24 protein-coding genes and 1 pseudogene are annotated in these 23,568 nt (G+C 32.6%); 9 read left to right on the forward strand and 16 right to left on the reverse strand.

Annotated features, from left to right (window positions below; genetic code table 11):
- Positions 1 to 242 precede the first annotated feature (242 nt).
- Both AB671_RS00340 and pdeM read left to right on the forward strand, forming a co-directional pair.
- A complete protein-coding gene (locus tag AB671_RS00340; RefSeq protein ID WP_066678315.1) occupies positions 243 to 2,645 on the forward strand; it encodes a ligase-associated DNA damage response DEXH box helicase in 2,403 nt (800 codons plus the stop codon).
- A gap of 148 nt (positions 2,646 to 2,793) precedes the next feature.
- Positions 2,794 to 3,438: a ligase-associated DNA damage response endonuclease PdeM gene (pdeM, locus tag AB671_RS00345; protein WP_066678286.1), complete on the forward strand. Its 645-nt coding sequence runs from the start codon at positions 2,794 to 2,796 to the stop codon at positions 3,436 to 3,438.
- Between the two features lie 3 nt (positions 3,439 to 3,441).
- Here pdeM and AB671_RS00350 read toward each other — a convergent pair whose 3' ends face one another.
- Positions 3,442 to 3,792, reverse strand: coding sequence for a hypothetical protein (locus AB671_RS00350; RefSeq protein WP_066678285.1), 351 nt, complete (start codon positions 3,790 to 3,792; stop codon positions 3,442 to 3,444).
- A gap of 317 nt (positions 3,793 to 4,109) precedes the next feature.
- On the opposite strand from AB671_RS00350, the gene AB671_RS00355 reads away from it, so the two are divergent.
- The gene (locus tag AB671_RS00355; RefSeq protein ID WP_228390933.1) at positions 4,110 to 4,736 is read left to right on the forward strand and encodes a Crp/Fnr family transcriptional regulator; all 627 of its coding nucleotides are present in this window, start codon (positions 4,110 to 4,112) and stop codon (positions 4,734 to 4,736) included.
- Between the two features lie 219 nt (positions 4,737 to 4,955).
- Here the strand turns inward: AB671_RS00355 and AB671_RS00360 are convergent, their stop codons facing one another.
- Positions 4,956 to 5,456 (reverse strand): CinA family protein, encoded by a 501-nt coding sequence (locus AB671_RS00360; protein ID WP_066676381.1) that lies wholly within the window; start codon positions 5,454 to 5,456, stop codon positions 4,956 to 4,958.
- A gap of 377 nt (positions 5,457 to 5,833) precedes the next feature.
- Positions 5,834 to 6,448: a Crp/Fnr family transcriptional regulator gene (locus tag AB671_RS00365; RefSeq protein ID WP_228390897.1), complete on the reverse strand. Its 615-nt coding sequence runs from the start codon at positions 6,446 to 6,448 to the stop codon at positions 5,834 to 5,836.
- Positions 6,449 to 7,066: 618 nt separating this feature from the next.
- Here AB671_RS00365 and AB671_RS00370 point away from each other — a divergent pair.
- Positions 7,067 to 7,573, forward strand: a complete 507-nt coding sequence (locus tag AB671_RS00370) for a pyridoxamine 5'-phosphate oxidase family protein (RefSeq protein WP_066676375.1) — start codon at positions 7,067 to 7,069, stop codon at positions 7,571 to 7,573.
- Positions 7,574 to 7,611: 38 nt separating this feature from the next.
- The gene (locus tag AB671_RS00375) at positions 7,612 to 7,962 is read left to right on the forward strand and encodes a hypothetical protein (RefSeq protein ID WP_066676373.1); all 351 of its coding nucleotides are present in this window, start codon (positions 7,612 to 7,614) and stop codon (positions 7,960 to 7,962) included.
- Positions 7,963 to 8,003: 41 nt separating this feature from the next.
- Here the strand turns inward: AB671_RS00375 and AB671_RS00380 are convergent, their stop codons facing one another.
- From AB671_RS00380 to AB671_RS00405, 6 genes are all read right to left on the reverse strand, one after another.
- Positions 8,004 to 8,597: a Crp/Fnr family transcriptional regulator gene (locus AB671_RS00380; protein WP_066676372.1), complete on the reverse strand. Its 594-nt coding sequence runs from the start codon at positions 8,595 to 8,597 to the stop codon at positions 8,004 to 8,006.
- Positions 8,594 to 8,974 (reverse strand): bacillithiol system redox-active protein YtxJ, encoded by a 381-nt coding sequence (gene ytxJ, locus AB671_RS00385; protein WP_066676371.1) that lies wholly within the window; start codon positions 8,972 to 8,974, stop codon positions 8,594 to 8,596. Before ytxJ ends, AB671_RS00380 begins: the two co-directional genes overlap by 4 nt.
- Entirely contained in the window at positions 8,971 to 9,426 is a 456-nt protein-coding gene (locus AB671_RS00390) for a DUF1569 domain-containing protein (protein ID WP_228390896.1), read from the reverse strand. The genes ytxJ and AB671_RS00390 overlap by 4 nt, the downstream gene beginning before the upstream one ends.
- On the reverse strand, positions 9,423 to 9,962 hold the full coding sequence (locus AB671_RS00395; protein WP_066676370.1) for a YfiT family bacillithiol transferase: 540 nt from the start codon (positions 9,960 to 9,962) through the stop codon (positions 9,423 to 9,425). Before AB671_RS00395 ends, AB671_RS00390 begins: the two co-directional genes overlap by 4 nt.
- Complete coding sequence (locus AB671_RS00400; RefSeq protein ID WP_066676365.1) at positions 9,919 to 10,542, reverse strand: hypothetical protein; 624 nt, start codon at positions 10,540 to 10,542, stop codon at positions 9,919 to 9,921. Before AB671_RS00400 ends, AB671_RS00395 begins: the two co-directional genes overlap by 44 nt.
- A gap of 65 nt (positions 10,543 to 10,607) precedes the next feature.
- The gene (locus tag AB671_RS00405; protein WP_066676363.1) at positions 10,608 to 11,750 is read right to left on the reverse strand and encodes a DEAD/DEAH box helicase; all 1,143 of its coding nucleotides are present in this window, start codon (positions 11,748 to 11,750) and stop codon (positions 10,608 to 10,610) included.
- Positions 11,751 to 11,920: 170 nt separating this feature from the next.
- On the opposite strand from AB671_RS00405, the gene pncA reads away from it, so the two are divergent.
- On the forward strand, positions 11,921 to 12,526 hold the full coding sequence (gene pncA / locus AB671_RS00410) for a bifunctional nicotinamidase/pyrazinamidase (RefSeq protein WP_066676361.1): 606 nt from the start codon (positions 11,921 to 11,923) through the stop codon (positions 12,524 to 12,526).
- Positions 12,527 to 12,678: 152 nt separating this feature from the next.
- On the opposite strand, the gene AB671_RS00415 is transcribed toward pncA, so the two are convergent.
- Positions 12,679 to 13,644: a pseudouridine synthase gene (locus AB671_RS00415; RefSeq protein WP_066676379.1), complete on the reverse strand. Its 966-nt coding sequence runs from the start codon at positions 13,642 to 13,644 to the stop codon at positions 12,679 to 12,681.
- Between the two features lie 286 nt (positions 13,645 to 13,930).
- Here AB671_RS00415 and aroB point away from each other — a divergent pair, with 286 nt between their 5' ends.
- A complete protein-coding gene (gene aroB / locus AB671_RS00420; protein WP_066764695.1) occupies positions 13,931 to 14,977 on the forward strand; it encodes a 3-dehydroquinate synthase in 1,047 nt (348 codons plus the stop codon).
- A 250-nt stretch (positions 14,978 to 15,227) separates the two neighbouring features.
- Positions 15,228 to 15,872 (forward strand): porin family protein, encoded by a 645-nt coding sequence (locus AB671_RS00425; protein WP_066675893.1) that lies wholly within the window; start codon positions 15,228 to 15,230, stop codon positions 15,870 to 15,872.
- Positions 15,873 to 15,950: 78 nt separating this feature from the next.
- Here AB671_RS00425 and purF read toward each other — a convergent pair whose 3' ends face one another.
- The 6 genes and pseudogenes from purF to AB671_RS00455 all read right to left on the reverse strand — a co-directional run bounded on the left by purF (position 15,951) and on the right by AB671_RS00455 (position 22,016).
- Positions 15,951 to 17,450, reverse strand: coding sequence for an amidophosphoribosyltransferase (gene purF / locus AB671_RS00430; RefSeq protein ID WP_066675891.1), 1,500 nt, complete (start codon positions 17,448 to 17,450; stop codon positions 15,951 to 15,953).
- Positions 17,451 to 17,507: 57 nt separating this feature from the next.
- Positions 17,508 to 17,860 (reverse strand): annotated as a pseudogene (locus AB671_RS00435) (four helix bundle protein).
- A 37-nt stretch (positions 17,861 to 17,897) separates the two neighbouring features.
- Positions 17,898 to 18,620, reverse strand: coding sequence for a phosphoribosylaminoimidazolesuccinocarboxamide synthase (purC, locus tag AB671_RS00440; protein WP_066680769.1), 723 nt, complete (start codon positions 18,618 to 18,620; stop codon positions 17,898 to 17,900).
- A 73-nt stretch (positions 18,621 to 18,693) separates the two neighbouring features.
- Positions 18,694 to 19,389 (reverse strand): DUF3307 domain-containing protein, encoded by a 696-nt coding sequence (locus AB671_RS00445; protein WP_066680770.1) that lies wholly within the window; start codon positions 19,387 to 19,389, stop codon positions 18,694 to 18,696.
- A gap of 2 nt (positions 19,390 to 19,391) precedes the next feature.
- Positions 19,392 to 19,997 carry a SatD family protein gene (locus AB671_RS00450; RefSeq protein ID WP_066680772.1) on the reverse strand — a complete coding sequence of 202 codons (606 nt, stop codon included), beginning with the start codon at positions 19,995 to 19,997 and terminating at the stop codon, positions 19,392 to 19,394.
- 153 nt (positions 19,998 to 20,150) lie between these two features.
- Positions 20,151 to 22,016 carry an endonuclease gene (locus AB671_RS00455; RefSeq protein ID WP_066680773.1) on the reverse strand — a complete coding sequence of 622 codons (1,866 nt, stop codon included), beginning with the start codon at positions 22,014 to 22,016 and terminating at the stop codon, positions 20,151 to 20,153.
- A 192-nt stretch (positions 22,017 to 22,208) separates the two neighbouring features.
- Here AB671_RS00455 and AB671_RS00460 point away from each other — a divergent pair, with 192 nt between their 5' ends.
- Complete coding sequence (locus AB671_RS00460; RefSeq protein ID WP_066680774.1) at positions 22,209 to 23,348, forward strand: acyl-CoA dehydrogenase family protein; 1,140 nt, start codon at positions 22,209 to 22,211, stop codon at positions 23,346 to 23,348.
- Positions 23,349 to 23,568 lie beyond the last annotated feature (220 nt).

Below are 23,568 nucleotides of genomic sequence, written 5' to 3' on the forward strand. Positions count from 1 at the left end.
TAAATTTAAACGCAAAGCGCGCAAAGTTTAATTTTTAAAATATTGAAAACATTTCCGTTCGCAAAGGCACTTCGTTCAGCAAATGATAGCAGATTATCGTAGCTGAGTGAAACGCCTTTGCGAACGAAAAATATGTAGTAGAATATCAAAAAATCTTTGCGCTCTTTGCGTTTATAAATAATAATTAATAAAATTTGAGCAACTTCGAAAATACCAACGGCTTTAAGATCATTCAAAACTGGATGATGGAAAAATCGATTTCTCCATTCAAATTTCAAATAGATACTTGGAAAAAATTCGGAAATGGTTACAGCGGAATGGTCGTTGCACCTACAGGTTTTGGGAAAACCTATTCCGTTTTTTTAGCTTTAATTTCTGATTTTCTAAATCATCCTGAAAAATATAAGAAAGGATTAAAAATGATCTGGATCACACCGCTTCGATCTCTTTCAAAAGATATTGCGAAAGCAATGCAGGAAGCTATTGACGAAATTGGTTTAGATTGGCTGGTTGGGGTAAGAAACGGCGATACAGACCCAAAAGTACGACAGAAACAGGTCAAAAATATGCCGGAAATTTTAGTGGCAACACCTGAAAGCTTACATCTGCTTCTCGGACAAAAAGATCATCAGAGATTCTTCCAAAACCTGCAAAGTATTGTTATCGATGAATGGCACGAATTATTGGGCTCGAAACGTGGAGTAATTGTTGAATTAGGGATCTCTCAATTGAGGAAATACGTTCCGAAATTAAAAATTTGGGGGATCACTGCGACAATTGGAAATCTTGATGAAGCAATGGAAGTGTTGATCCCTTACGATATAAAGAAAACAAAGATCACTGCTAAACAGCATAAAAAGATCGATATTATTTCGGTTTTTCCAGATGAAGTAGAGATTTTGCCGTGGGCAGGACATCTCGGTCATAAATTGGCAGATAAAGTGGTTCCGATTATTTTAGGATCTAAATCGACAATTGTTTTTACCAATACAAGGAGTCAGAGTGAGATGTGGTATCAATTATTGCTCGATGCTTATCCAGATTTTGCCGGACAAATAGCTATTCATCACAGCTCGATCGATGCACATTTGCGAATTTGGATTGAAGAAAATTTAAGTTCAGGAAAATTAAAAGCAGTTGTTTCTACCTCATCTTTAGATCTAGGGATTGATTTTAAACCTGTTGATACTGTAATACAAATCGGTTCTGCGAAAGGTGTTGCAAGGTTTCTGCAACGCGCTGGACGAAGCGGTCACTCCCCTTTCGAAACGTCAAAAATTTATTGTGTTCCTACGCATTCTTTAGAATTGATAGAAGTTTCCGCTTTGAAAGAAGCCGTTAAACAAAATGTAATTGAACCTCGTGAACCGCAGGTTTTATGCTTTGATGTTTTGGTTCAGTTTCTAATGACTTTAGCAATTGGTGACGGATTTTTTCCTGAAGAAACATACGAAAGAATCAAACAGGTTTATACTTTTCAGGAAATAAGAGACGAAGAATGGAAAGAGATCATCGATTTTCTCACGATTGGCGGAAGTGCGCTGAAAAACTATGAAGAATATCATAAAGTTGTGGTAATGGAAGATGGTTTGCATAAAGTCATTTTAAGAAAAATTGCAATGCTTCACAGGATGAATATGGGTGCGATTGTAAGTGATGCCATGCTGAAAGTGAAATTTATCTCCGGCGGATATATCGGAATGGTTGAAGAATATTTTATTTCAAGGCTGAAAAAAGAAGAAAAATTTATTTTGGCTGGAAGAGTTCTGGAAGTGGCGATGGTAAAAGATATGACGGTCTTTGTGCGTGCTTCTAAAGGAAAAGCAATGGCTCCAAGTTATCTGGGCGGAAGATTACCTTTAAGTTCAAATTTAGGCCGTTTTCTAAGAGAAAAATTATCCGGAGCATTAAATCCGAAAGCTACAGAAAAAGAACTTAAATTTTTACATCCCTTATTGATCGATCAGGAAGAGCGGTCGCACATTCCGAAAGAAGATGAATTTTTGGTGGAAATGATTAAAAACCGAGAAGGTTATCATTTGTTTATGTACCCTTTTGAAGGTCGTTTGGTTCACGAAGTGATGGCTGCTTTAATTGCTTACAGGATTTCAAAATTAGCTCCGATTTCCTTTTCTATGGCAATGAATGATTATGGTTTTGAATTATTTAGCGATAAAGAAATTCCTGTAAATGAAGAGGGTCTGGAGAAAATCTTAACCCGGGATAATCTGATGACTGATGTAATTTCTAGCATTAATTCGGCTGAAATGGCAAGAAGGAAATTCAGGGATATTGCAGTAATTTCGGGAATGGTTGTACAGAATTTTCCGGGACAGCAACGGTCGAATAAAGCTTTACAAAGCTCGGCAGGATTAATTTTTAAAGTATTGGAGGATCATAATCCGAATCATTTTCTTGTGAGACAAGCCTATACCGAAGTTTTCAATATGCAATTGCAGGAACAACGTTTGGTAGAAGCTTTTAAACGGATTGAAAGATCTAAGCTTATTTTAAAATATTCCAATAAATTTACGCCTTTGAGTTTCCCGATAAAAGTAGATAGTTTACGACAAACTTTAACAAGTGAAAGCTTGGATGCGAGAATTCAGAAGCTGATCAAACAATCGGGAAGAAATATAAAATGATCTTTAATTTATTTGGGCAGCTTATCCGCCCTCCGTTCCCGCTTTTTTGTTTCGCTTTGCTGCACAAAAAGAGCTTCACTCAGGTCGGGCTGCGAAGTTTGTTATCAAACAAAATGGGTCAATAGAAACATAATTTAACCCTTTCAAAATGAAAATAGCAACTAAAAATATAAATATTCAAAACCAAACTTTTACTTTGACCAATCAGCGTGCTCTGTTTTGGGAAAAAGAAAAAGCATTGATTTTTTCGGATTTGCATGTAGGTAAAACGGCACATTTCCGTAAAAACGGAATTGCTTTGGCCAACCAGATCATGAAAAATGATTTGGAAAGATTATCAATTTTAATTGAGTATTTTCAGCCCGATAAATTTATTATTGTCGGTGATTTATTGCATGCAGGAGATAATTCTGATGTTGATCAGTTTTGTGAGTGGAAAGATCAACATCCAAACATTAAATTCTGTTTGATAGAAGGTAATCACGACAGAATTTCAAAAACTTTAGATAAAAAATTGTGTTTAAATTCAAGATCTAATTTTTTAGAAATTGATAAAATTTCTTTTGTTCACGATTTCGATAAAAATAGAAATGAATTTCAGATTACAGGTCATATTCATCCGGGTTTTGTTATCAATTCTATGGTTAAAAAAATAAAACTTCCCTGTTTTGTAATTACAGAAGATCAATTATTGCTTCCGGCTTTCAGCGAATTTACAGGATTAGATACAAAAAATCTCCCTAAAAAAGGAAGATTTTATGTTTTTACAGATTCAGAGATCTATGAGATATAATATTTACAATTGATCAAACCATTTATAAATATCAGTATCGGAAGATATTGTAAGCTTTTTTCTTAATCTGTTTTTTCTATTCTGAATGGCTTTTGGTGTTACAAAGGTATAAATGGCGATTTCTTTTGTACTCAATCTCAACTTGAGATAAATACAAAAAATAATTTCTGAATTTTGAAGATTTGCATTAATTGCAGACAAATTTTCAAAAAACTCAGGGTATGCAGATTTAAATTTACTTAAAAGACGTGGCGAATTTTGTTTTGCAAGTCTAATGATCTCTTCGTCGTCCAAGATTTTTGCGCTGTAGTTTTCTGCGTTAAAGTTTTGTGTAGTTTCTATATTTCTATTCATAATGTGGCAGAATTTTTCTCTATCATTATCAAAAACTTCGGGTAAAGGTCTGATTTGATTAACGTTCTTATTATCAGTTTTTTTTATTCTTAATCAAGAATCATCGTTTTTAAGATTCCAGATTCAAATGTATCAGAATTTTCATATTGCTTTTTATGATTCTAATCAACATTTATATTTTTAAGATAAGTAAAATATTATCTGTTTAATATCTAATGTGGTATCTGTGTGGTATGTAAATAATTCACTTTTGCATAAAATTATTCTTTCTTTACACCTCTAAAAATCTGAACATTTGGATGTTTTTTAACATTTGAATGGGATTTTTAGATAGAATTAATCCCAATAATATGATAAATGAAGAAGAATTATTTTCTTTTGGAGCAGATCTGAAAACTTACGATCCTGATGATCTTATATTTTCTGAAGGTGAAGTTCCCTGCTTTTTTTTCCTGATCTCAAAAGGAAAAATTAAATTAAATAATTATAATGAAGAAGGTAAAGAGTTTATTCAAGGAATATTCTCACGAGGTCAAAGTGTTGGTCTATCGTCACTTTTTACAGAAAAAACATATCCTGTAAATGCGGTTGCAGTAGAAGGGTCTGAAATTATAAGATTATCGAAAGCGCAATATTTTCAATTTTTGAAACAGCATCCTGAAAAATATTTTAGAATCATACAGTGTCTTTCTGAGCATATGCATTACAAGTTTTTGATGATGCAGAGTATGGCTTTTCAAAAACCTGCCCAAAAACTTTTAACTTTGATGACTTATCTTAAAGACCATCACCATGACAAATCAGAAGATGCAATACAAATCCTTTTAACCAGACAACAGCTCGCTTCTCTTACCGGATTGAGCGTAGAAACCGTAATCAGAGTAATAAAAAGCATGGAAAAAGAAGGGATCTTGAAGATCCAAAACAGAAAGATTTTTTATTAAGAGCGTGTTTAAAACTTATTCAATATTTTTATTATAACCTTTTTCTAAATTAAAATAAACTTTGTTTATTCTTGTTTTAACATTAAGAATTTTAGTTATTTAAGCTAATAGGTCTTAATTCCTTAATGTTAAAAATAAACTTAATTTTTAAACAGGTTCTAAGTTTAAAAATATTCTTTATTTGGATTTTGTTTAATCTTAAAATACAAAGATCGTCCTTTATTTTAAAATTAAAAGCTTATTGATTTCACTTTTAAAGCAGCCTAAAATAAATTCGGTATAATATTCCTGCGCTCCCAAAGCCTGTGTTTTCGGGTGAAGTTCTAATTTTTTAGATAAAATGATCTCACCTTTGTAGGCAAAAGAATAGTATGAAAATATTTTATACGTTGAACTTCTAATTGGGTTGGCGTAGCCTGTAACCGCTATAGACCAGTCGGTTTCGAATAGTTTTGCTACACTGAGGGCCATGGTTTCCGCAATTTTATCAGAGACACAGTCGCAAAGATCGGCTTCATTTTCATCAACATTTAAAAGTTTAACTTTTTGATCTAAGGTATAAGCGGTAATTCCGCCTTTATAGAACAATGATGCATTCGGCATTTGGGAAAAAGCGAGCTGAAAAAGCCCTGAAGTTACACTTTCAGCGATAGAAATCGTTTCATTGGTTGTAATTAATGATTCGCTGATATAGTTAAGTAAGTTTTGTTGAAATTCCATAAGATTTGGTTTAAGTTGCGAGATATTCCTGTATTTTTCAAGGTAATGGAGACCATCAGTTTTCAAGCGCAGGTAAAAACTTTTGTGAATTTATCTACTCTAAAATATTCTGTAAAAAATTACCTCTTCCTCCACAAAAGAGGTAATAATGAAAGAAGTTATGAATAAAAGACTGTGGTTACTGTTGGAATCTGAGATTAAAAAACTGCAAATTTTAAAATCTTATTCTGTGAAATATGATGTTTCTGTTTTTCATATGAGGATTAATTTAGGTGGTTGATGTTGGTGTAATTGCTCAATTTTTATTCTATGGTAGAATATTTCAAATTTACTTTGCGCATGACCAATTAATTTATGATTTGAGTCATGTCATTTTTTTAATAATATATTTTTCTGTCTTCAATCTTCAGCAGATTTTCTTTTTCCATTTTTTTGATGGTCCTAATGATCGTCTCTACACGTAGACCTGTAAGATCGGCAATTTGTTGCCTAGTAAGCTTTATATTAAATGCATGCTGATCTTCACAATCCGTATAACTTCTCAGATAATTAAAAAGACCAAGAATTCTTGCCGCAGGCTGTTGTGAAACCATGTCATGAATCATTTTCATTTTAAAATAAAGGCGATGTGATAAACAGGCATTCATTTCCAAAGAAACATGAGGATGTTCTTCTACCAGATTAATGAAGTTTTTTCTTGGCAGTATTATAACTGTTGAAGGCTTCAGAGCATAAGCATTCACCGTATATTTTTTTTCTATGAATAAATGCGCATCCCCAAAGCTCTGCCCATTTCCTAAAATATTATGAATAAATTCTTTTCCATCGTCATTAAAATTGTTCACTTTTACAACGCCTTCTATGATTTGATAGTAAAAATTCGGCGAATCTCCTTCTCTGAAAATAAGTTCTTTTTCTTTGTAGATTTTAATTTCAGCATTGTAAGATCGCAGCAATTGCTCATCAATCTTCATACAGCTTATTGTTTTCATGGCATAAAAATTTTTATCATTTACTACAGTATTTTTTCTATATGTTTTTACTGTTCAAAATTGTGTCAACACATATTTTATGCCATAATCATGGCTTTAGAGATTTAAAATACAATTTAGGTTTTACTGCATTAAATTTAAAAATAGAGCTTATAAGACTCAAATCTAACTTTAAGATGAGCTGTGATGGTAATCTTCACAAAAGATATAAGTAAATATTAGGGAAGTAACAAGGTTTAAATGAGCTATTGCCTACATTCAAAATAATGTCAACACTTAAATATTTTACTGAATTTCAGTACTTTTTAATAGAGAAATCTTTTCAGAGGTTTTTATGCTGTGAATGATGATAAGCTTACAAAATCAATAAATGTAATCTATCAAATAAAGCTTAACAATCAAATATACAATAAAGTAATTGGTTTGTTTATGATTTCAATCATAAATTTTAGTTAATGTTATTTGATTTTTCTTTATAATCTTTATATTTCATCTTTTTTACATGTAAATTAATTTTTTATTACAGATTTTATATTTTTGGTTAGGTTTTTGAAGAGACCAATAACCGAAGGATTATTGATCCTAAAATACACACCACAATTACAAAATATAATTATTATGTCAACAGAAAATTTGAATAACACAGAAGCTGTAAAAAAAATCAAGGAACTTTCAGAAAGAGCTAAGATCTGTATGTTTTGCACCAACCTTGAAAGTTTGCCTATCAATACCCGACCGATGGGTCTTCAGGAAACTGATGAAAGCGGAAATCTATGGTTTATCAGCAGTGAAGCCAGCAACAAAAATTTTGAAATAAAAGATGATAAAAGAGTGCAACTTTTATTCATGAACAACTCAGATTCAGAATATCTTTCTATATTTGGTGAAGCTGTTATTTATAAAGACAGATCGACCATTGAAGAAAAATGGTCTGCAATGGCAAATGCTTGGTTTGACGGAAAAGATGATCCGAATGTTTCAATTATCCGTGTAACGCCGAAAGACACTTATTATTGGGATACTAAAGCTGGAAAACTCGTAAGTCTTCTAAGTTTTGTAGCTGCTGCAGTTACAGGAAATAAAACCGATAATTCAGACGGTGTAGAAGGTAACGCTACTGTTTGATTTTAATATATTCCTTTACTTTTAAAAACTATAAGATCATGATATTCGAAGATGACCCGCACGCTGTTGTAAATGAAAAGAGTAACAAACCTTTGAGTAATTTTGCAATGATTACTCAGGTAATTCAATTTACCGGAGATAAGTCTTTTATTTTAAATTCTTTACAAAAAATAAAGAATAATACAATTTGTGAAATCAAAAAGAAGGTAATTGATAAATTTATCCATGAATATACGGTGAATTTTACGGGATATGTTGAGAACGACAGTTATCATCTTCATTCTGATGGTTATCAGCTGTCACCTTCTTATGCGAAACAATCTTATGAAAAAGTTTTACGGGAACAGGAATACCTAAATAGAATAATCACCACACTCAACAATGATTAGTTGTTTGGTGTGGTGATTATATTTTCATCTTAAACTAAAGATTATTTATCAGTAACAAAATTCTTTTTTGCCAGTTCTTTTCTCACACGGCTTAAGCTTTCAGGAGTAATTCCCAGATAAGAAGCGATCATCCATTGCGGAACTCTCAGTAAAAGATCTGGATACATTTTGATGAATTTTAAATAGCGTTCTTCCGCTGTTTCTCCCAACAAAGAATTGATTCTATCCTGCAAACTTTTTACATGTTTCTGAATAATCAAATCATTTTTTTCAATTGTATTGGGGAATTCTTCCAAAAGTTTGCTAAAAAAATCCGGCTGCAAAAATAATACTTCAGAATCTTCCACAGCTTCAATATAGTATCGGGATTTTTCATTAAAATAAAGACTGCTTCGGTCACCAATCAGCCAATTTTCAGGAGCAAACTGTATCACGTGCTCTTTCCCGTTTTTATCGATAGAATACATTCTTAGAAGTCCTTTTTCAACAAAAAAAGTATTTCGACACACTTGGCCTTCTTGTAAAAGCATTTCGTGCTTCCCTACTTTTTTCATTTCATACTGAATGCTGCATAAATTTACTTTTTCAGCAGGAACTTCAAAAACTTTTGCTAAATATTCGTTTATATTGCTCATACAATCTGGCTTAAAGAAATATCCTGATGTGATGCGTTGTTGATGGCTTTTCCATCTTCTATAACAATCAATTGCGGGCTTTCGTGACGAATCCCAAAATCTTCAGCAATCTTGTTAGAAATCGGTCTGAATGCCAAAAGATCCAGGAAATAAAAACTTACATTTTGTTCGTCTGAATTTTCTATTTCTTTTTCAAAATTTTTCAAAACCGTTTTACTGATAAAACAGCTTGTAGAATGTTTGAAGACCGCTACTCTATTTTCGTAAGATTGCTTGATTGCTTTTTCTAAATCTTCTTCAGACTTTATCGTTTTCCAGAAAGATTTTGTTTCTCCCTGTTCCTGTTTTCCGCCAAATATTTTATCTAAAAAACTCATACATTAAATTGTTTTAAATGGTGATTGAGATGTTTATATTCCATAAATCCCCAATCTTTCTCTTTCATTTCACCAAAAAGCTCATGTCGATTTGGCAAATGATGATTTTTGTAAGCAAGATAATACTCGTCTAACCTTTTTAAAAGATTGTTTCTTGCTTCTTCAAAGTTACATTCAAAATTAACGATTACTTTTTTAAAAGTAGGCATATTTCTGGGAATTCCGTTATTGAAAATCTGCATTTCCCTTTTCACAAAAATCCCAATCGATTTGAATAGAAAATTAATGGTTGGAAGAGTGATTTTCTTTAAGGCAATCTGTAAGATCAAGTCGCAATGAACCAGCATTTGAGAAACATTCATACTTCCCCATTTTCTCTCAGAAGTTTCTGAAAGCTGGGCAATTCGCTGCTTTATTTCATTAAAATCACTCTCGTTATGAAGACTTTTCACAACCAGTTTTTTTCTTTCCTAAGATTTTCAATATGTGCAAAATGATGATTGCAGTGCCAAACATAATTCGCAAGGTAAACTCTCAGATTATAACTTTCATTGTGTTCAGGATGATGAAAAGTTCTTTCAAACTGTTTATTGGTCATAGCTTTTAATAGAACAGTCCATCTTTGATGAGTTCCTTTTATAGTTCTCATCGCAGGTTTTATCGGCATATTCACACTATCCTGAAGTTCTGCAAATTTTGCTTCGTCGTAAGGTTTTATTATAGGATTGTCTTCCGTAAGCGCCAATTTTAAACGGATAAGACTGTTCATATGGCTGTCTGCAATGTGATTAACAAGCTGTCTTACTGTCCAACCACCTTCTCTGTATTGCGTATCTAATTGGTCATCGCTAAAATCTTCAATAAGATTTTTTAATTTGTCTGGAAAATCTTTGATGACTTTAATATATTCATTGAGTTTAATGTCGCAGATATTTTCAGGAATTTCAAAGCGACCTATCGGGAATCTTTTCTGTTCTAAATTGTCCATTTTTAATGATAATATTTAATAATTCGATCAAAATTACTGCGTTGTTATCTTTAAGATAATACAGCATTTTATTTTTGTACTGATTTTCTTCTGAATAAATCATAAAATAATGGCTGTACTTTTTTATAGCTAAATCATGGTATGATATTTCTTTCTTATCAAATTGTATGCAAGTATCTTTGAAAACAACTCCGCAAAGATTGAACTCTTCACTATTACTGAATTGCTGAATATAATTATTCAGGATTTCATCAAAATATTGATTCCATAATTCATTCACAATATCAAAAAATAACTGATGCTTTTCATTTAATTTTCTTCTATAGAATAGCTTGAAAAATATTTTTAATTCTTTCCCTGATTTAGTTTTAATAAAGATTTGATATTCTCTTCCGATATAAAATTCTAAACCTTTAATGAAATGAATTCCATAACGAATTCCTATAATTTCGTTTTTAGAAATAATCGTAAATAAATCTTCATTATGATCTTTATTTTCAAATTTTAAAAAATACTCATCAATAGTCAATTGACGTTTTCTGGTATCAAATAAGCCTCTAACGATTGTAAATTCTTTCATAAATACAGGTTAGTTCAAAAATAATTGAAAAAAATCCGCTCAATCTGCGAGAAAATATTTAAACTTTAATAACCATGAAGATTAATATCCTCCGTTCTTTGTAAAGTCACTTTCTTACCCATTTTCTTTTGTATCACTCTGAAATGTTGCAATTCATCATCAGTTAAAATTGAAATGGCAGTTCCTTTTTCTCCCGCACGGCCGGTTCTACCAATACGGTGAATATAATCTAAAGGCGAACGTGGCAATTCGTAATTGATTACACAAGGTAAAGATTCGATGTGAATTCCACGACCGATCAAGTCTGTAGCAACCAAAATTTGAGCTCCGTTTACTTTAAATTCTTCCAAATTATTTCTACGTGCACCTTGCGACTTTTGACTGTGGATTGCAACGGCTTTTATTTTATTTTTCTTTAATTTTTCAACCAAATTATCAGCAGATCTTGTAGAAGAAACGAATATTAAAGCTTTCTCAACCTTCTTTTCTTTAATTAAATATCTTAAGAATGGACCTTTATTTTCAGGAGAAACATGATAAGCCAACTGTTCAATATTATCAATTTCTACTTCCTCTTTTTTTATTTCAATAATGGTAGGATTGATTGATAAACGTTCTTTCATTTCAGCAACTTTATCATTTAAAGTCGCTGAAAACAGAGTCGTTTGTTTTGCAACGGGCATCATGGCAAAAAGTTTATCCATTTCTTCGCCAAAACCTAACTGAAACATTTTATCTGCTTCATCGATCACCAAATGCTGTATTCCGGAAATACTTAAAGCATTATGATCAATTAAATCTAACAAACGACCAGGCGTTGCAATAAGAATTTCTACACCAAACATTCCTTTCATCTGCGGATTGATAGAAACACCGCCATAAACTGCCATTGTACGGACTTCACGTTTCAAATTGTCTGTAAACGCTCTGAAAACCTCATCAATCTGAATGGCCAATTCTCTTGTAGGAACCAATATTAAAACCTGTACATTACGATCTTTTTTAACCTCCGCATTTTGTAACTTTTCTAAAATCGGCATCACAAAACAAGCTGTTTTTCCGGAACCTGTCTGTGCAATTCCCATCAAATCTTTTCCCTCTAAAATAACCGGTACAGCTTGCTCCTGAATTGGAAAAGGCTTCAGATAACCCAATTTTTTAACAGAATGAATGATATTGTGTGATAGACCTAAAGATTCGAATGACATATAGTAATTATTTAATGCAAAGATAAACTATTACAGTTTGTTTTTTCTTTCTAAATGCCTTTCAGATTGCAATTTTATTTTTTAAAATGCCGTTTTGTCAGATAATCATGTTTTGGACAAATTTTTGAATGCTAACTTTCATCAATTAATAAGAAATTAGAAAGCTATATATGAAAAAAGCATTAATAATAGTAGACGTACAAAACGATTTTTGTGAAGGTGGAGCTTTGGCTGTTCCAGGAGCAAACGAAGTGATTCCCTACATCAATCTTCTGATGGAAGAAAACCAATACGATCAAATTATTCTTACCCAAGATTGGCATCCTGCAAATCACAAAAGTTTTGCAAGCAATAACAACAGAAAAATTGGTGAAAGCATTATCTTAAATGGTGTTCCGCAGTTTATGTGGCCAGATCATTGTGTAGAAAATACTTTTGGTGCAGAATTTCATAAAGATTTGAACAGAGAAAAAGTAACTCACATTATTCAGAAAGGAAAAAATACTGAAATTGATGCTTACAGCGGTTTTCAAGACAATAATCATTTTATGAAAACCGGATTAGATGATTTCTTGAAATATCACGAAATTCAATTGGTGGAAATCGTAGGTTTAGCACTAGATTACTGTGTGAAATTTACTTGTACTGATGCAGCAGCCAATGGATATGTGACATGTCTGCATTTCAACGGAACCCGCGCTGTCAATGTAAAACCTGATAACGGAAAAAATGCTATCTTTGAAATGTTGCAAAAAGGAGTGACTATTTTGGGATAATTTTTTTGAGTTATAAATTTTAAATTATGAGTTATAAGTTGTGAAACTTAAAAAAATCACTCATTTTCTTAATTATAAAAAAAGACGTTGAATTTCTTCAACGTCTTTATATTTTAAATTAAAAACCCGAAACTTTTAATCTCGTATCTCGACTAAAGCATTTTCAGGTTATTCACTTCCTGTTCAGATAAGATTCTCCAGTGTCCTCTTTTGATGTTTTTCTTGGTTAATCCTGCAAACATTACTCTGTCTAGAGCTTCCACTTCGTACCCTAATCTTTGGAAAATTCTTCTAATCACACGGTTCCAGCCGATGTGAATTTCGATTCCGATTTCATTTTTAGGTTTTCCTTCGATAAATGAAATCTGATCAACTTCTGCAATACCTTCATCCAAACGGATTCCTTCTGCAATAAGTTTCATATCTTCATTCGTTAACTTTTTATCTAAGGTAACATGATAAATTTTCTTAGCATCAAAAGATGGATGCGTTAGCTTTTTAGTCATGTGCCCGTCATTCGTCAAAAGAATAACTCCGGTTGTAGAACGGTCTAATCTTCCTACCGGGAAAACTCTGTATGGAGAAGCATTCGCAACCAAATCCATTACCGTTTTTCTTGCTTTGTCGTCTTTTGTAGTAGAGATATAACCTTTTGGCTTATTCAATAATACATAAACAGGCTTTTCAGGAGTAATGTTTTGTCCGTCGAAAACTACTTTGTCAGTTTTTTCAACTTGGTAACCCATTTCAGTCACTACTTTCCCATTTACTTCTACCAAACCTTGAGTAATTAACTCATCAGCTTCTCTCCTACTGCAAATTCCTGAATTGGCGATATATTTGTTTAGACGAATAGTATCCTTATGAACGTCTTGTTCTACTTTTTTGAATCTTCTTTTCTGTACAAAAGATTTTGCTTTGTCTTGATCTCTTTCGTTACCTTCAGTTCCGGGTCTTCTTCCATATTTCAGGCTGCCTCTTTCGTATTTATCTCTAACGTCAAAACTACCGGGTCTGCTACCACCTCTACTTGGAGTTGATTTACTGAAAGGCTTCTTGTCTTCACCTTGGCTGGTAATAAAAGGTTCTTGTTCAGTTTTTGAATATTTCTTATTCATTCGAGCCTGATAACTGGTATCATCACTTCTTTTGGAATCAGAATTTCTTTCTCCTGCTTTAGGGAATGACTTTTTGAAAGGTTTTGATCCGGAATCTCCAGATTTAAGAGAACGAGGACTGTCTGAATTTCTAGTTGAAGATCTAGGTTTTTTAGGTCTCCCTGAATTATTATTGTCTCTGCTCATTCTAAATATTTTTGCAAAGATAGTAATTTAGTTACGAGTTAGAAATTAAGAATCATAACTTTGTAGCTTAGTATAGCTTTAATTATAAAAAAATCATACGATGATTACCTTATTAGACGAAAATTTTTCGCAACTCAATCAATTTCTGACCGAAAAATCATTCAGTAAAATTTTTATTTTAGTGGATGAAAATACTCATGAATATTGTCTTCCTATATTTTTAGGTAATTTAGAAACCGATATTTCTTTTGAAATTCTGGAGATTGAAGCGGGTGAAGAGATGAAAAACATTCAAACCGCCAATCAGCTTTGGGAAATTCTTACAGAAATGAAAGCCGACCGAAAAGCTTTAATGATTAATCTTGGTGGCGGTGTGATCACGGACATGGGAGGTTTTGTGGCTTCTACTTATAAAAGAGGAATTCAGTTTATTAATATTCCAACAACACTTCTTTCGATGTGTGATGCGTCTATCGGTGGTAAAACAGGAATTGACCTGATGCATTATAAAAATATGGTGGGAACATTTTCTTTTCCTGAACAAATATATGCTTACACCCGATTTTTAGATACTCTTCCCGCAAAAGAACTGAAAAGCGGATTTGCTGAAATGCTAAAACACGGGCTAATTGCTGATAAAAAGCACTGGGAAGCTTTAATAAAGCTGCAACATTTAGATCCTACAGGAATTGAGCCTCTCATTCCGCAGTCAATGGAAATTAAGCAGGAAGTTGTGAATGCAGATTTTCATGAGAAAAATGTGAGAAAAACTTTAAACTTCGGTCATACCATCGGTCATGCTATCGAAAGTTTATGTCTGCAGAGTGAAAATCCTATTCTTCACGGTGAAGCGGTTGCTTTGGGGATGATTTGCGAAAGCCATCTTTCTTATCTTGAAGGTTTAATTTCTAAAGAAGATGCAGATTTAATTATAGAAAATATTCAGAGATATTTCAGCTTTATTGATTTGGGGGATTTTAAAGATGAAGATATTTTCAATTTATTATTGAATGATAAGAAAAATACAGATGCAAAAATCAATTTTTCTTTGCTTTCGGGGATTGGTTCTTGTATTTATGATCATGAATGCAGCACCGAAAATATTCAAAGATCAATCAATTATTACAAAAAACTGAGTGAATTTTAAGTTTTAAACTAAATTTTTAGATTTAAATTTAAATAATTATTATTCGAAGCATATAAATTAAGTAAAATTTAATTATCTAATATTCATAATGTTATGATTTAAACCATTTGCTATTGTGAATGGTTTTTTTATGTTTTTAGTTTTCTTTGAGTTTTGGCAAACAATTTGAAAGATACGACTCGTCAAACTGAAAAGCTTGACAAGTAAAATTTAAAAATTAGAATTAGTAAAATATTAAAAAATTTAAGTTATGAAAAAGTTAATTTTAGGAATCGCAGTTTTGTCAACATCTTTGGCATTTGCTCAAACGACAACCACTACAACTAAAACAACATCATCATCTGACGTAAGATTTGGTATCAAAGGAGGGATGAACGTTTCTTCATTATCAAAAGACGGATCATTAGATGATCAAAAATCAAAAATAGGATTTAATGCAGGTGTGTTTGCAACGATTCCGGTAGCAGAATCTTTTAGCATTCAACCAGAGGTTTTATATACTCAATACGGAAGTAAAGCAGATTATACTGTATTAGGTACTAAATATTCTTCTTCTGCGAAATTAGATTATGTTGCAGTACCAGTAATGTTCCAGTATAATTTTGTACCAAACTTCTATGTAGAAGCAGGTCCGGAATTTGGATTGATGGTAAGTGCTAAAAATAAAGTTAAAAACGAATCTAACGGTGCTTCATCAACAACTGATAACTATAAAGATGATTTAAATTCATTCAACTTAGGTATTGGTCTTGGTGCAGGTTATTATTTCACAGATAACATTGGTATTACTGCAAGATATGTTGCTGGTGTAACTGATGTTGCTAAAGACAGACCAAATGGTTCTGATGCTGTAAGAAACAATACTTTCCAAGTAGGTTTAGCTTACAAATTTTAAGAAAAGAAAAAATCTTATTTCAATAATAAAGGTCAGACTTACTAGTAAGTCTGACCTTTTTATATTTAGAAATTAATCTTAATTAAATAATTCTACTTCTTCTCCTTTCGCTACCGGATATTCTTCAGTGAAGCATCCGAAACAATGGTTTGAAGAACCTAAAATTTCTTTTAAGTTATCTGTACTTAAAAATTCTAAAGAATCTACTCCTAAATAAGCTCTAAGCTCTTCTGTCGTCATATTTGCAGAAATCAAATCGTCTTTTGATGGGGTATCAATTCCTAAATAGCAAGGTGCAATGATTGGCGGAGAAACACTTCTGAAGTGAATTTCCTTTACACCTGCTTCTTTTAAAATTTTAACCAATCTCTTAGAAGTTGTTCCACGTACGATTGAGTCGTCGATGATCACTACTCTTTTGTCTTTAATCTCAGAAATAATCGGGTTTAGTTTCAGATTTACGATTCTTTCTCTCATTTCCTGAGTTGGAACGATGAAACTTCTTCCGATATATCTGTTTTTAATCAAAACCGGACGGAAAGGTATTCCCGAAGCTTTAGAAAAACCGATTGCAGCTGGAACTCCTGAATCAGGAACTCCAATAACGATATCGGCATCTACTGGAGCCTGTTCCCAGATTTTCTCGCCAGATTTTTCTCTGATTTCGTAAACGTTGATGTTTTCTAAGGTAGAATCGGGTCTTGCAAAATAAATGTATTCAAACGAACAGATTCTTTGCTTCGCTTTTGCTTCATCCACCATGATTGAGTGAAGTTTTCCAGGCTCATTTTCATTGGTATAAATGATTTCACCAGGTAAAATATCACGAACATATTGAGCTCCAACAGCGTCTAAAGCTACAGATTCAGAAGCGACAACGTAAGAATTTTCGTTGATTGCTCCTAAAACTAAAGGTCTAATTCCGTTGAAATCTCTGAATGCAAAAAACTTATTTCTTGTCATTCCCACCACCGAATAAGCTCCTTCAATTTTCTCCATTGTTGCCTTAATAGCACCACGAAGTCCAAGGTCAAGATTTTTTTGAATTAATCTTAAGATAACCTCAGAATCTGAAGTAGCTCTGAAAACTACACCTTCAGCTTCCAGTTCATGCTTTAGTTCTTTCGCATTGGTTAAGTTACCATTGTGAGCGATAGAAAGTATAATTTGGTCATATTCGTTTTTGGCAAAAAATGGCTGGAAATTATATTTCTTTTTATCTCCTGCAGTCGTATAACGGGTGTGCCCGATTGCAGAATTTCCCATAAAAGTCTCAGGATTTTGAATCTCTTTATAAACATCCAAAACCAAACCTTCATCTTTCATGTTGGTGATTTTTCCGTCTTTAAGAACAGAAATACCACACGCTTCCTGGCCTCTGTGCTGAAGCGCAAAAAGCCCGAACTGTGAAAGAGAGAACGTATCCAGATCGTTATCAGAATACATTCCAAAGATTCCACACTCTTCATTCGGAGCATCCAGTCTTTCTTCTTCCTGCGTTCTGAAGAGATTTCTTCCGTAGGTTTGAGTTTCAAACTGTTTTAAATATTCACTTTTATGAATGTCTAAACTTTTCATTTCTATTTTTTCTAAATTAGAAGTTAGATATTAGAAATTAGTCTAAGTTAACTTCAATTATAATTTTAAACTTGTCTTCAATGAATAAATCATTTTCTGTATCTCAGTTAAAAGTTCTTTTAAAGGGATTATTTTAGCCTCGGAAATAAAATTTAAATCTATTAATAATTGTAACTGAGTTTGTACGTAGAACCAAACGCAATCCCAAGAAATTGATAAAATTCGTTTTTGTTATTTCTTCCTGCTCCTTCTGCAATATTGGAAGGTATTGAAACTGCACATCTTCTGTTCTGAGAAAGTAAGCCAAACCTTTCTTCATTTGGCAATTCAGCAGTAGCCAGATAAACTTCTTTTACTAAAGCCATTGATTTACTCCAAACTTTCAAATCTTCAATTCGGTGCGATTTCATACTAAATTCTAATATCTAACTTCTAACTTCTCAAACTTTACTTATTAAGTAAAGTTTTCAATCTATTGTAGATCTCAACATAAGCTTCAGTAACTTCTCCAAGATCTCTTCTAAATCTGTCTTTGTCTAATTTCTTCATCGTATCTTTGTCCCAAAGTCTGCAAGTATCAGGAGAAATTTCGTCAGCAAGAATGATTTCGCCGTCTGAAGTTTTTCCTAATTCGATTTTGAAATCTACCAAGATGATATTCATTTTATCGAAAAGATCGATTAAAATTTCGTTGATGTCTGAAGTTAATTCATACATCTCATCAAGCTCTTCATACGTTGCTGCTCCTAAGAAAACAGCGTGGTGATCGTTGATAAGCGGATCTCCCAATTCGTCTTTTTTGTAGCAGATATCGAAGATGGTAACCGGAGATTTAATTCCTTCCTCAACTCCTAATCTCTGAGCCATGCTTCCTGCAGAATAGTTTCTTACGACCATTTCCAAAGGAATAATTGATACTTTCTTTACCAATTGCTCTCTTTCGTCTAGTTGTTTGATGAAATGAGTTTTAATTCCTTTTTCATTTAAATATTCAAAAATAAGAGTAGTGATGGCGTTATTCATTTCACCTTTCAAATCTACAGATCCTCTTTTTTGAGCATTAAATGCAGTTGCATCGTCTTTGAAACGTACTACAACTTCGTCAGGATTTTCGGTTGCAAATACTTGTTTTGCTTTACCTTCATACAGCATTTCTAGCTTTTGACTCATAATTTTTACTTTTTTTTACTTTAGAAAACCTCGAATCAAAGGTTTTCAGTTATAGTTAGATTTATATTACTTTTTACTTAATTAAAATTCCTGCTAAAACAGCGATTCCAAAACTTAACAATGTACCAATTAGTACATATTCTGTTAATTTTCTCTGTTTTGCCTGTGCCAAATCACTGAATCTGAAAACAGATTTTGCCGCAATCATAAAACCTACTCCTTCCCAATGATTGACTACAATAAAAGTGAAGACCAATAAGCGTTCTAAGATTCCGATATATTTTCCGGCATTCGATAAAGATTCTGTTTGTATATTTCCTTCTTCTTCCGTTACAGGAGTCCAAGATGATAATAATAGTTTGATGAAAATCGAAGCAGGAGTTGTTAAAAATAAAGCTCCCATTAAGATTTTCAAAAAGTCCTGGTCTTTAAGGAAATCAAATTCAAATTCACTAAAGTAAAGAGAAGTCCCACCAATCACTGCTACATGAAGAGCCTGATCAATAAAAAACCATCTTTTTTTAGTTTGATTGTTCTGAAAACTTAATTTACAGGCATCAATAATAAAATGAGAAATTCCTACCAAAACAGCTACCCACCAAAGTTTTAGGTCCCAAAGGAAAATAAAACTTAAAACAGTGTGAATAAGAACATGAAAATATAAATATGAACTTTTCAGTTTACAGTGCTCTTTATCTGCAACCCAAGAATTTGGCTGAAGAATAAAATCTCCGAGTAAATGTGCCAATATGAGTTGAGTAAAAATCATGTTTATAGTTCTGAAATTTTCTTTCTAAAATATTGATTGGTTTCTACGATAAGCTCGTAGTTTGCCCGTTTCAGTCTTTGGCTGATTGAAGATTGAGAAATTGCAAATTTCTTCGCCAGATCTTCCTGGGTAATGTCTTTGTTCATGATCATTTCGTGAATAATCTCAGAAGTTGCCATCGTCCATTTATCAAAATCTTTGGATGCCCATTTTAATAAAATATTAAGATCTCGGTCTATAGAATCATTAGAAGTTTTAATGGAAACTGTATCACCATCACTCTTCAGGTCATTTAATAATCTTCCAGAATTCACGTAGGCTGAACCATTGGATTCTGTGATCTTTTCAGATGAAAAATTCTCTTCACCAATGCCAATTGCAATTCTTACGTCTAAATTTTCCTGACTTTTTATAAGAGATTTGATAGCTAAGAAATGCCAAAAGACATCATCGATATTACATTTAAACTGAAATTCGTCTCCTCTGTATATTTCCCATACTTGTGGAGCATTCCCCCAATTTTCTAGGAGATTTTTAAGTTTGGTAATCCAAACTTCAGTGTCTGCATGTTGCGAATTAATAATATCACCAGTGATGACCGCTATCATTTTGCAAATATAATCATTATTACTTATAAATAAAACTTATAAGCAGATTTACTTATAAGTTTTATTTATTAGCTTTTAAGCTTATAAATTTTTCACAAAAAAACTTCGCTCAAAATTGAACGAAGTTGCAAGGTTTTGTATTTGAATTTAATCTTATTTCTTAATAAACTGATAAGCTTTATCATCAAGTTTTAATAAGTAAGAACCTGTTTTTAAATTTTGTACAGAAATATTTTTCTTGTTTTTAAACGGATTTTTCTCGGTGTAAATTAACTGTCCTGAATAATCTACAATTTGAGCAGCTTGAATATTTTCAGTTTTTCCGCTTACAAAAATATAATCATGAACCGGATTTGGATAAATCTTAAACTCTTTTTCGGCTAATAATTCGGTTGCAGAAGTAGATAATGTTCCTAGATTCTGACAGTAATTGCTTGCATACGAATCCCATTCGCTGATATTAAAAGTTGAAGTGGGTTGTGTAACAATATCTTTTCTATAAAGTGAAACATCTGCATTGGTGTTGCTTATAAATTTACTTCCGATGGCATCTACTATTGTTGAATTGTAAGCTAGTTCTACATATTGTGTTCCTGCGAAAGCTAAGGCTTCACCTGCGGTAAGAAATAATGCATCATTGTTTGTAATACATGATAATGTTGATTTTGGATTAAGGATTATGAAACTTTGGTTATTCTGAATTTTTCCTTCAAGCTCAAAACTGCCTGTGAAGTAATAAGAGTTAGTTATGCTATTGTAATATTGGGTTCTTATACTGTAGTTATTTAAATTAACCTCATGTCCAGTTTTATTTATAATCTCCAAGGCCTTATTGTTGTTGGTTCCTTCAATGTATTTTGTAATGAATAGATCTTTAGAATTTGAATCTGCTGCAGAAGTAGATGTAGTTGCGATATTACTGTCTGTAGATTGTAAATAACCTTGATCGTAAGCTCGTACAGTGAAGGAATATGATGTTGAAGGGTTTAAATGATCAATAATAAGTGATGTTAATTTTGTGGTGGTTAAAAAAACACCATTCTGATAAATGTTATACCCTATTACATCAGTACTTGCGCTTGGTGACCATGTCAGATTTGTAAAATAAGCCCCAGATTGTGTGGTGCTTAAATTGTTGGGTGCTTGTGGTGCAATGGCATCTGGAGCTTGTGTCCAAATTGTATTAACCCATTGAGGATTATCAATAAAAGGGTTTCTGTTGTTCTGGATGGCATATACTGCATTATTCCTATTAATTTCTCGCTGAGAAACAGGGTCTTGTGTATGCCACTGAATAAGCATTGAAATATAAGCGGGATCAAAAGCACGCTCTGCTGTACCATCAAATGGAGAGCGGTCTATCGCAGGGTTAATGTTGGTAGAATGGTTAAATACAGGTAGTTTGTCTTCATATCTTACCGCGAAATAAAGCAGCATTCTTGCAATATCTCCTTTGAATTCATTAATGGGTTCATATACTCTATTCGTATATATGTAATTAGGAATAGCGCTATTGGCAATTTTAGAGGTATTGCTAAAAGTGTAATGGACGGTAGAATTTCCAATGCCGTAAGGATAATTATTTCTTAATTGGTTGATTCTTGCATCTGTAGGAATTACAAAATGTAAATCTGAATACATAGGGTAATTGCTATTAAATGTACTTTGTGGTACCGCATGCTCTCTGTTGTAGCCTAATCCTTCGGCTCCTGAGGTGCTGATAAGATTTGCAGAAGTATATTCGTAAGCGTCAGGCCCTGCAGGAATCTCAGAATACATATCTAGTAAAATTGTTGTATTGCTTGATCCGTGATCATAATATTGGTCTAAATCAGTTTGGTTGTAAAAGTTAGGCAAGTCACCATAGCCCCAATTTACATTTTTGATTGCAGTAATTTCATGCAGCTTAGTCTTCAAAGCATACCCAGTCAATCCTATTGTTCCATTATAATACCCTGATGGAATCTGGGCTGAAATAGAAGCGGATATTAAAAGTATAGGAAGTAGAAGTTTTTTCATGTCTAAAAAATTGGACAGCTAAAGTAAGAAATAAACACATTTAAAATTAATTAAGATGATTAATATATTGTTAATAATTTAAAATTAATTTACTGAAAACGAATTACTTATTTACTCTAATTTATCTTCAAAACAAATTATTTTAGTATTTCAGCAATTTAAGTATCTTTGGGACATAACTATACAAGTAATATGAACACAGAAACGATTAACAACATCAAAATGATCGCGGAAACAGCAAAGGAATTTGCTGAAAAGAATATCAGACCAAATATTATGGAGTGGGACGAAAGTCAGACTTTTCCTAAAGAGCTATTTCACCAGTTAGGAGATATGGGTTTTATGGGGATTGTAATTCCTGAAGAATATGGCGGTTCTGGTCTTGGCTATCACGAATATGTTGCTATTCTAGATGAAATTTCTCAGGTTGATCCTTCAATTGGATTATCAGTTGCGGCACACAATTCATTGTGCACCAATCATATTTATGAATTTGGAAATGAAGAACAGAGAAACAAATGGCTTCCACAGTTAGCTACGGGTAAAGTAATCGGAGCTTGGGGATTGACAGAGCACAATACAGGATCTGATTCTGGAGGGATGTCTACTACTGCTGTGAAAGACGGTGACGAGTGGGTAATCAATGGAGCTAAAAACTTTATCACGCATGCAATTTCTGGTGACATCGCTGTTGTAATGACTAGAACTGGAGAAATTGGAGCTAAAAATAATTCTACAGCGTTTGTTTTAGAAAAAGGAATGGCTGGTTTCACTTCAGGTAAAAAAGAAAACAAACTTGGAATGAGAGCTTCAGAAACTGCAGAACTTATTTTTGATAACGTTCGTGTTTCAGATGCGAATCGTTTAGGTGAAGTTGGTGAAGGTTTCAAGCAGGCGATGAAAATTCTTGACGGTGGTAGAATTTCTATTGCTGCATTAAGTTTAGGAACTGCAAGAGGAGCTTATAAAGCGGCTTTAAAATACGCTAAAGAAAGAAAACAGTTCGGAAAATCTATTTCAGAATTCCAAGCAATCAACTTTATGTTGGCAGATATGGCAACAGAAATTGATGCTGCAGAATTATTGATCCAAAGAGCTTCTACGCTGAAAAATGCAAAACAGAAAATGACAAAAGAAGGGGCAATGGCAAAATTGTATGCTTCTGAAGCTTGTGTAAGAATTTCTAACAATGCAGTTCAGATTTTTGGAGGTTACGGATATACAAAAGATTTCCCGGCTGAAAAATATTACAGAGATTCTAAACTTTGTACAATTGGTGAAGGTACTTCAGAAATTCAGAGAATGGTTATCGGTAGAGATATCACAAAATAATTTTTTGGGTTAATTTACCTTAAAATTAATATAAAGAAATAGCATACGTAATTTACGTATGTTATTTTTGTTTTATGTAAGTATTTTTATAATGTTGTATTGTTTGTTTAATGCATTGCATAATTTATTAAATTAAATATCTAAAATTTTCTTAAATAATTTTGTTTTTCATAATATAATTTTTATTAGCTTTGATATTCCAAAATCAAAATAGATACTA

This window comes from Chryseobacterium sp. BGARF1 (assembly GCF_001677955.1).
Lineage (GTDB): Bacteria > Bacteroidota > Bacteroidia > Flavobacteriales > Weeksellaceae > Chryseobacterium.

Excerpts from the sequence above, each read along its gene's own strand:
- AB671_RS00340 (WP_066678315.1), top strand. The coding sequence starts at position 243 with ATGATGGAAAAATCGATTTCTCCATTCAAATTTCAAATAGATACTTGG.
- pdeM (WP_066678286.1), top strand. The coding sequence starts at position 2,794 with ATGAAAATAGCAACTAAAAATATAAATATTCAAAACCAAACTTTTACT.
- AB671_RS00350 (WP_066678285.1), bottom strand. The coding sequence starts at position 3,792 with ATGAATAGAAATATAGAAACTACACAAAACTTTAACGCAGAAAACTAC.
- AB671_RS00355 (WP_228390933.1), top strand. The coding sequence starts at position 4,110 with ATGGGATTTTTAGATAGAATTAATCCCAATAATATGATAAATGAAGAA.
- AB671_RS00360 (WP_066676381.1), bottom strand. The coding sequence starts at position 5,456 with ATGGAATTTCAACAAAACTTACTTAACTATATCAGCGAATCATTAATT.
- AB671_RS00365 (WP_228390897.1), bottom strand. The coding sequence starts at position 6,448 with ATGAAAACAATAAGCTGTATGAAGATTGATGAGCAATTGCTGCGATCT.
- AB671_RS00370 (WP_066676375.1), top strand. The coding sequence starts at position 7,067 with ATGTCAACAGAAAATTTGAATAACACAGAAGCTGTAAAAAAAATCAAG.
- AB671_RS00375 (WP_066676373.1), top strand. The coding sequence starts at position 7,612 with ATGATATTCGAAGATGACCCGCACGCTGTTGTAAATGAAAAGAGTAAC.
- AB671_RS00380 (WP_066676372.1), bottom strand. The coding sequence starts at position 8,597 with ATGAGCAATATAAACGAATATTTAGCAAAAGTTTTTGAAGTTCCTGCT.
- ytxJ (WP_066676371.1), bottom strand. The coding sequence starts at position 8,974 with ATGAGTTTTTTAGATAAAATATTTGGCGGAAAACAGGAACAGGGAGAA.
- AB671_RS00395 (WP_066676370.1), bottom strand. The coding sequence starts at position 9,962 with ATGGACAATTTAGAACAGAAAAGATTCCCGATAGGTCGCTTTGAAATT.
- AB671_RS00400 (WP_066676365.1), bottom strand. The coding sequence starts at position 10,542 with ATGAAAGAATTTACAATCGTTAGAGGCTTATTTGATACCAGAAAACGT.
- AB671_RS00405 (WP_066676363.1), bottom strand. The coding sequence starts at position 11,750 with ATGTCATTCGAATCTTTAGGTCTATCACACAATATCATTCATTCTGTT.
- pncA (WP_066676361.1), top strand. The coding sequence starts at position 11,921 with ATGAAAAAAGCATTAATAATAGTAGACGTACAAAACGATTTTTGTGAA.
- AB671_RS00415 (WP_066676379.1), bottom strand. The coding sequence starts at position 13,644 with ATGAATAAGAAATATTCAAAAACTGAACAAGAACCTTTTATTACCAGC.
- aroB (WP_066764695.1), top strand. The coding sequence starts at position 13,931 with ATGATTACCTTATTAGACGAAAATTTTTCGCAACTCAATCAATTTCTG.
- AB671_RS00425 (WP_066675893.1), top strand. The coding sequence starts at position 15,228 with ATGAAAAAGTTAATTTTAGGAATCGCAGTTTTGTCAACATCTTTGGCA.
- purF (WP_066675891.1), bottom strand. The coding sequence starts at position 17,450 with ATGAAAAGTTTAGACATTCATAAAAGTGAATATTTAAAACAGTTTGAA.
- purC (WP_066680769.1), bottom strand. The coding sequence starts at position 18,620 with ATGAGTCAAAAGCTAGAAATGCTGTATGAAGGTAAAGCAAAACAAGTA.
- AB671_RS00445 (WP_066680770.1), bottom strand. The coding sequence starts at position 19,389 with ATGATTTTTACTCAACTCATATTGGCACATTTACTCGGAGATTTTATT.
- AB671_RS00450 (WP_066680772.1), bottom strand. The coding sequence starts at position 19,997 with ATGATAGCGGTCATCACTGGTGATATTATTAATTCGCAACATGCAGAC.
- AB671_RS00455 (WP_066680773.1), bottom strand. The coding sequence starts at position 22,016 with ATGAAAAAACTTCTACTTCCTATACTTTTAATATCCGCTTCTATTTCA.
- AB671_RS00460 (WP_066680774.1), top strand. The coding sequence starts at position 22,209 with ATGAACACAGAAACGATTAACAACATCAAAATGATCGCGGAAACAGCA.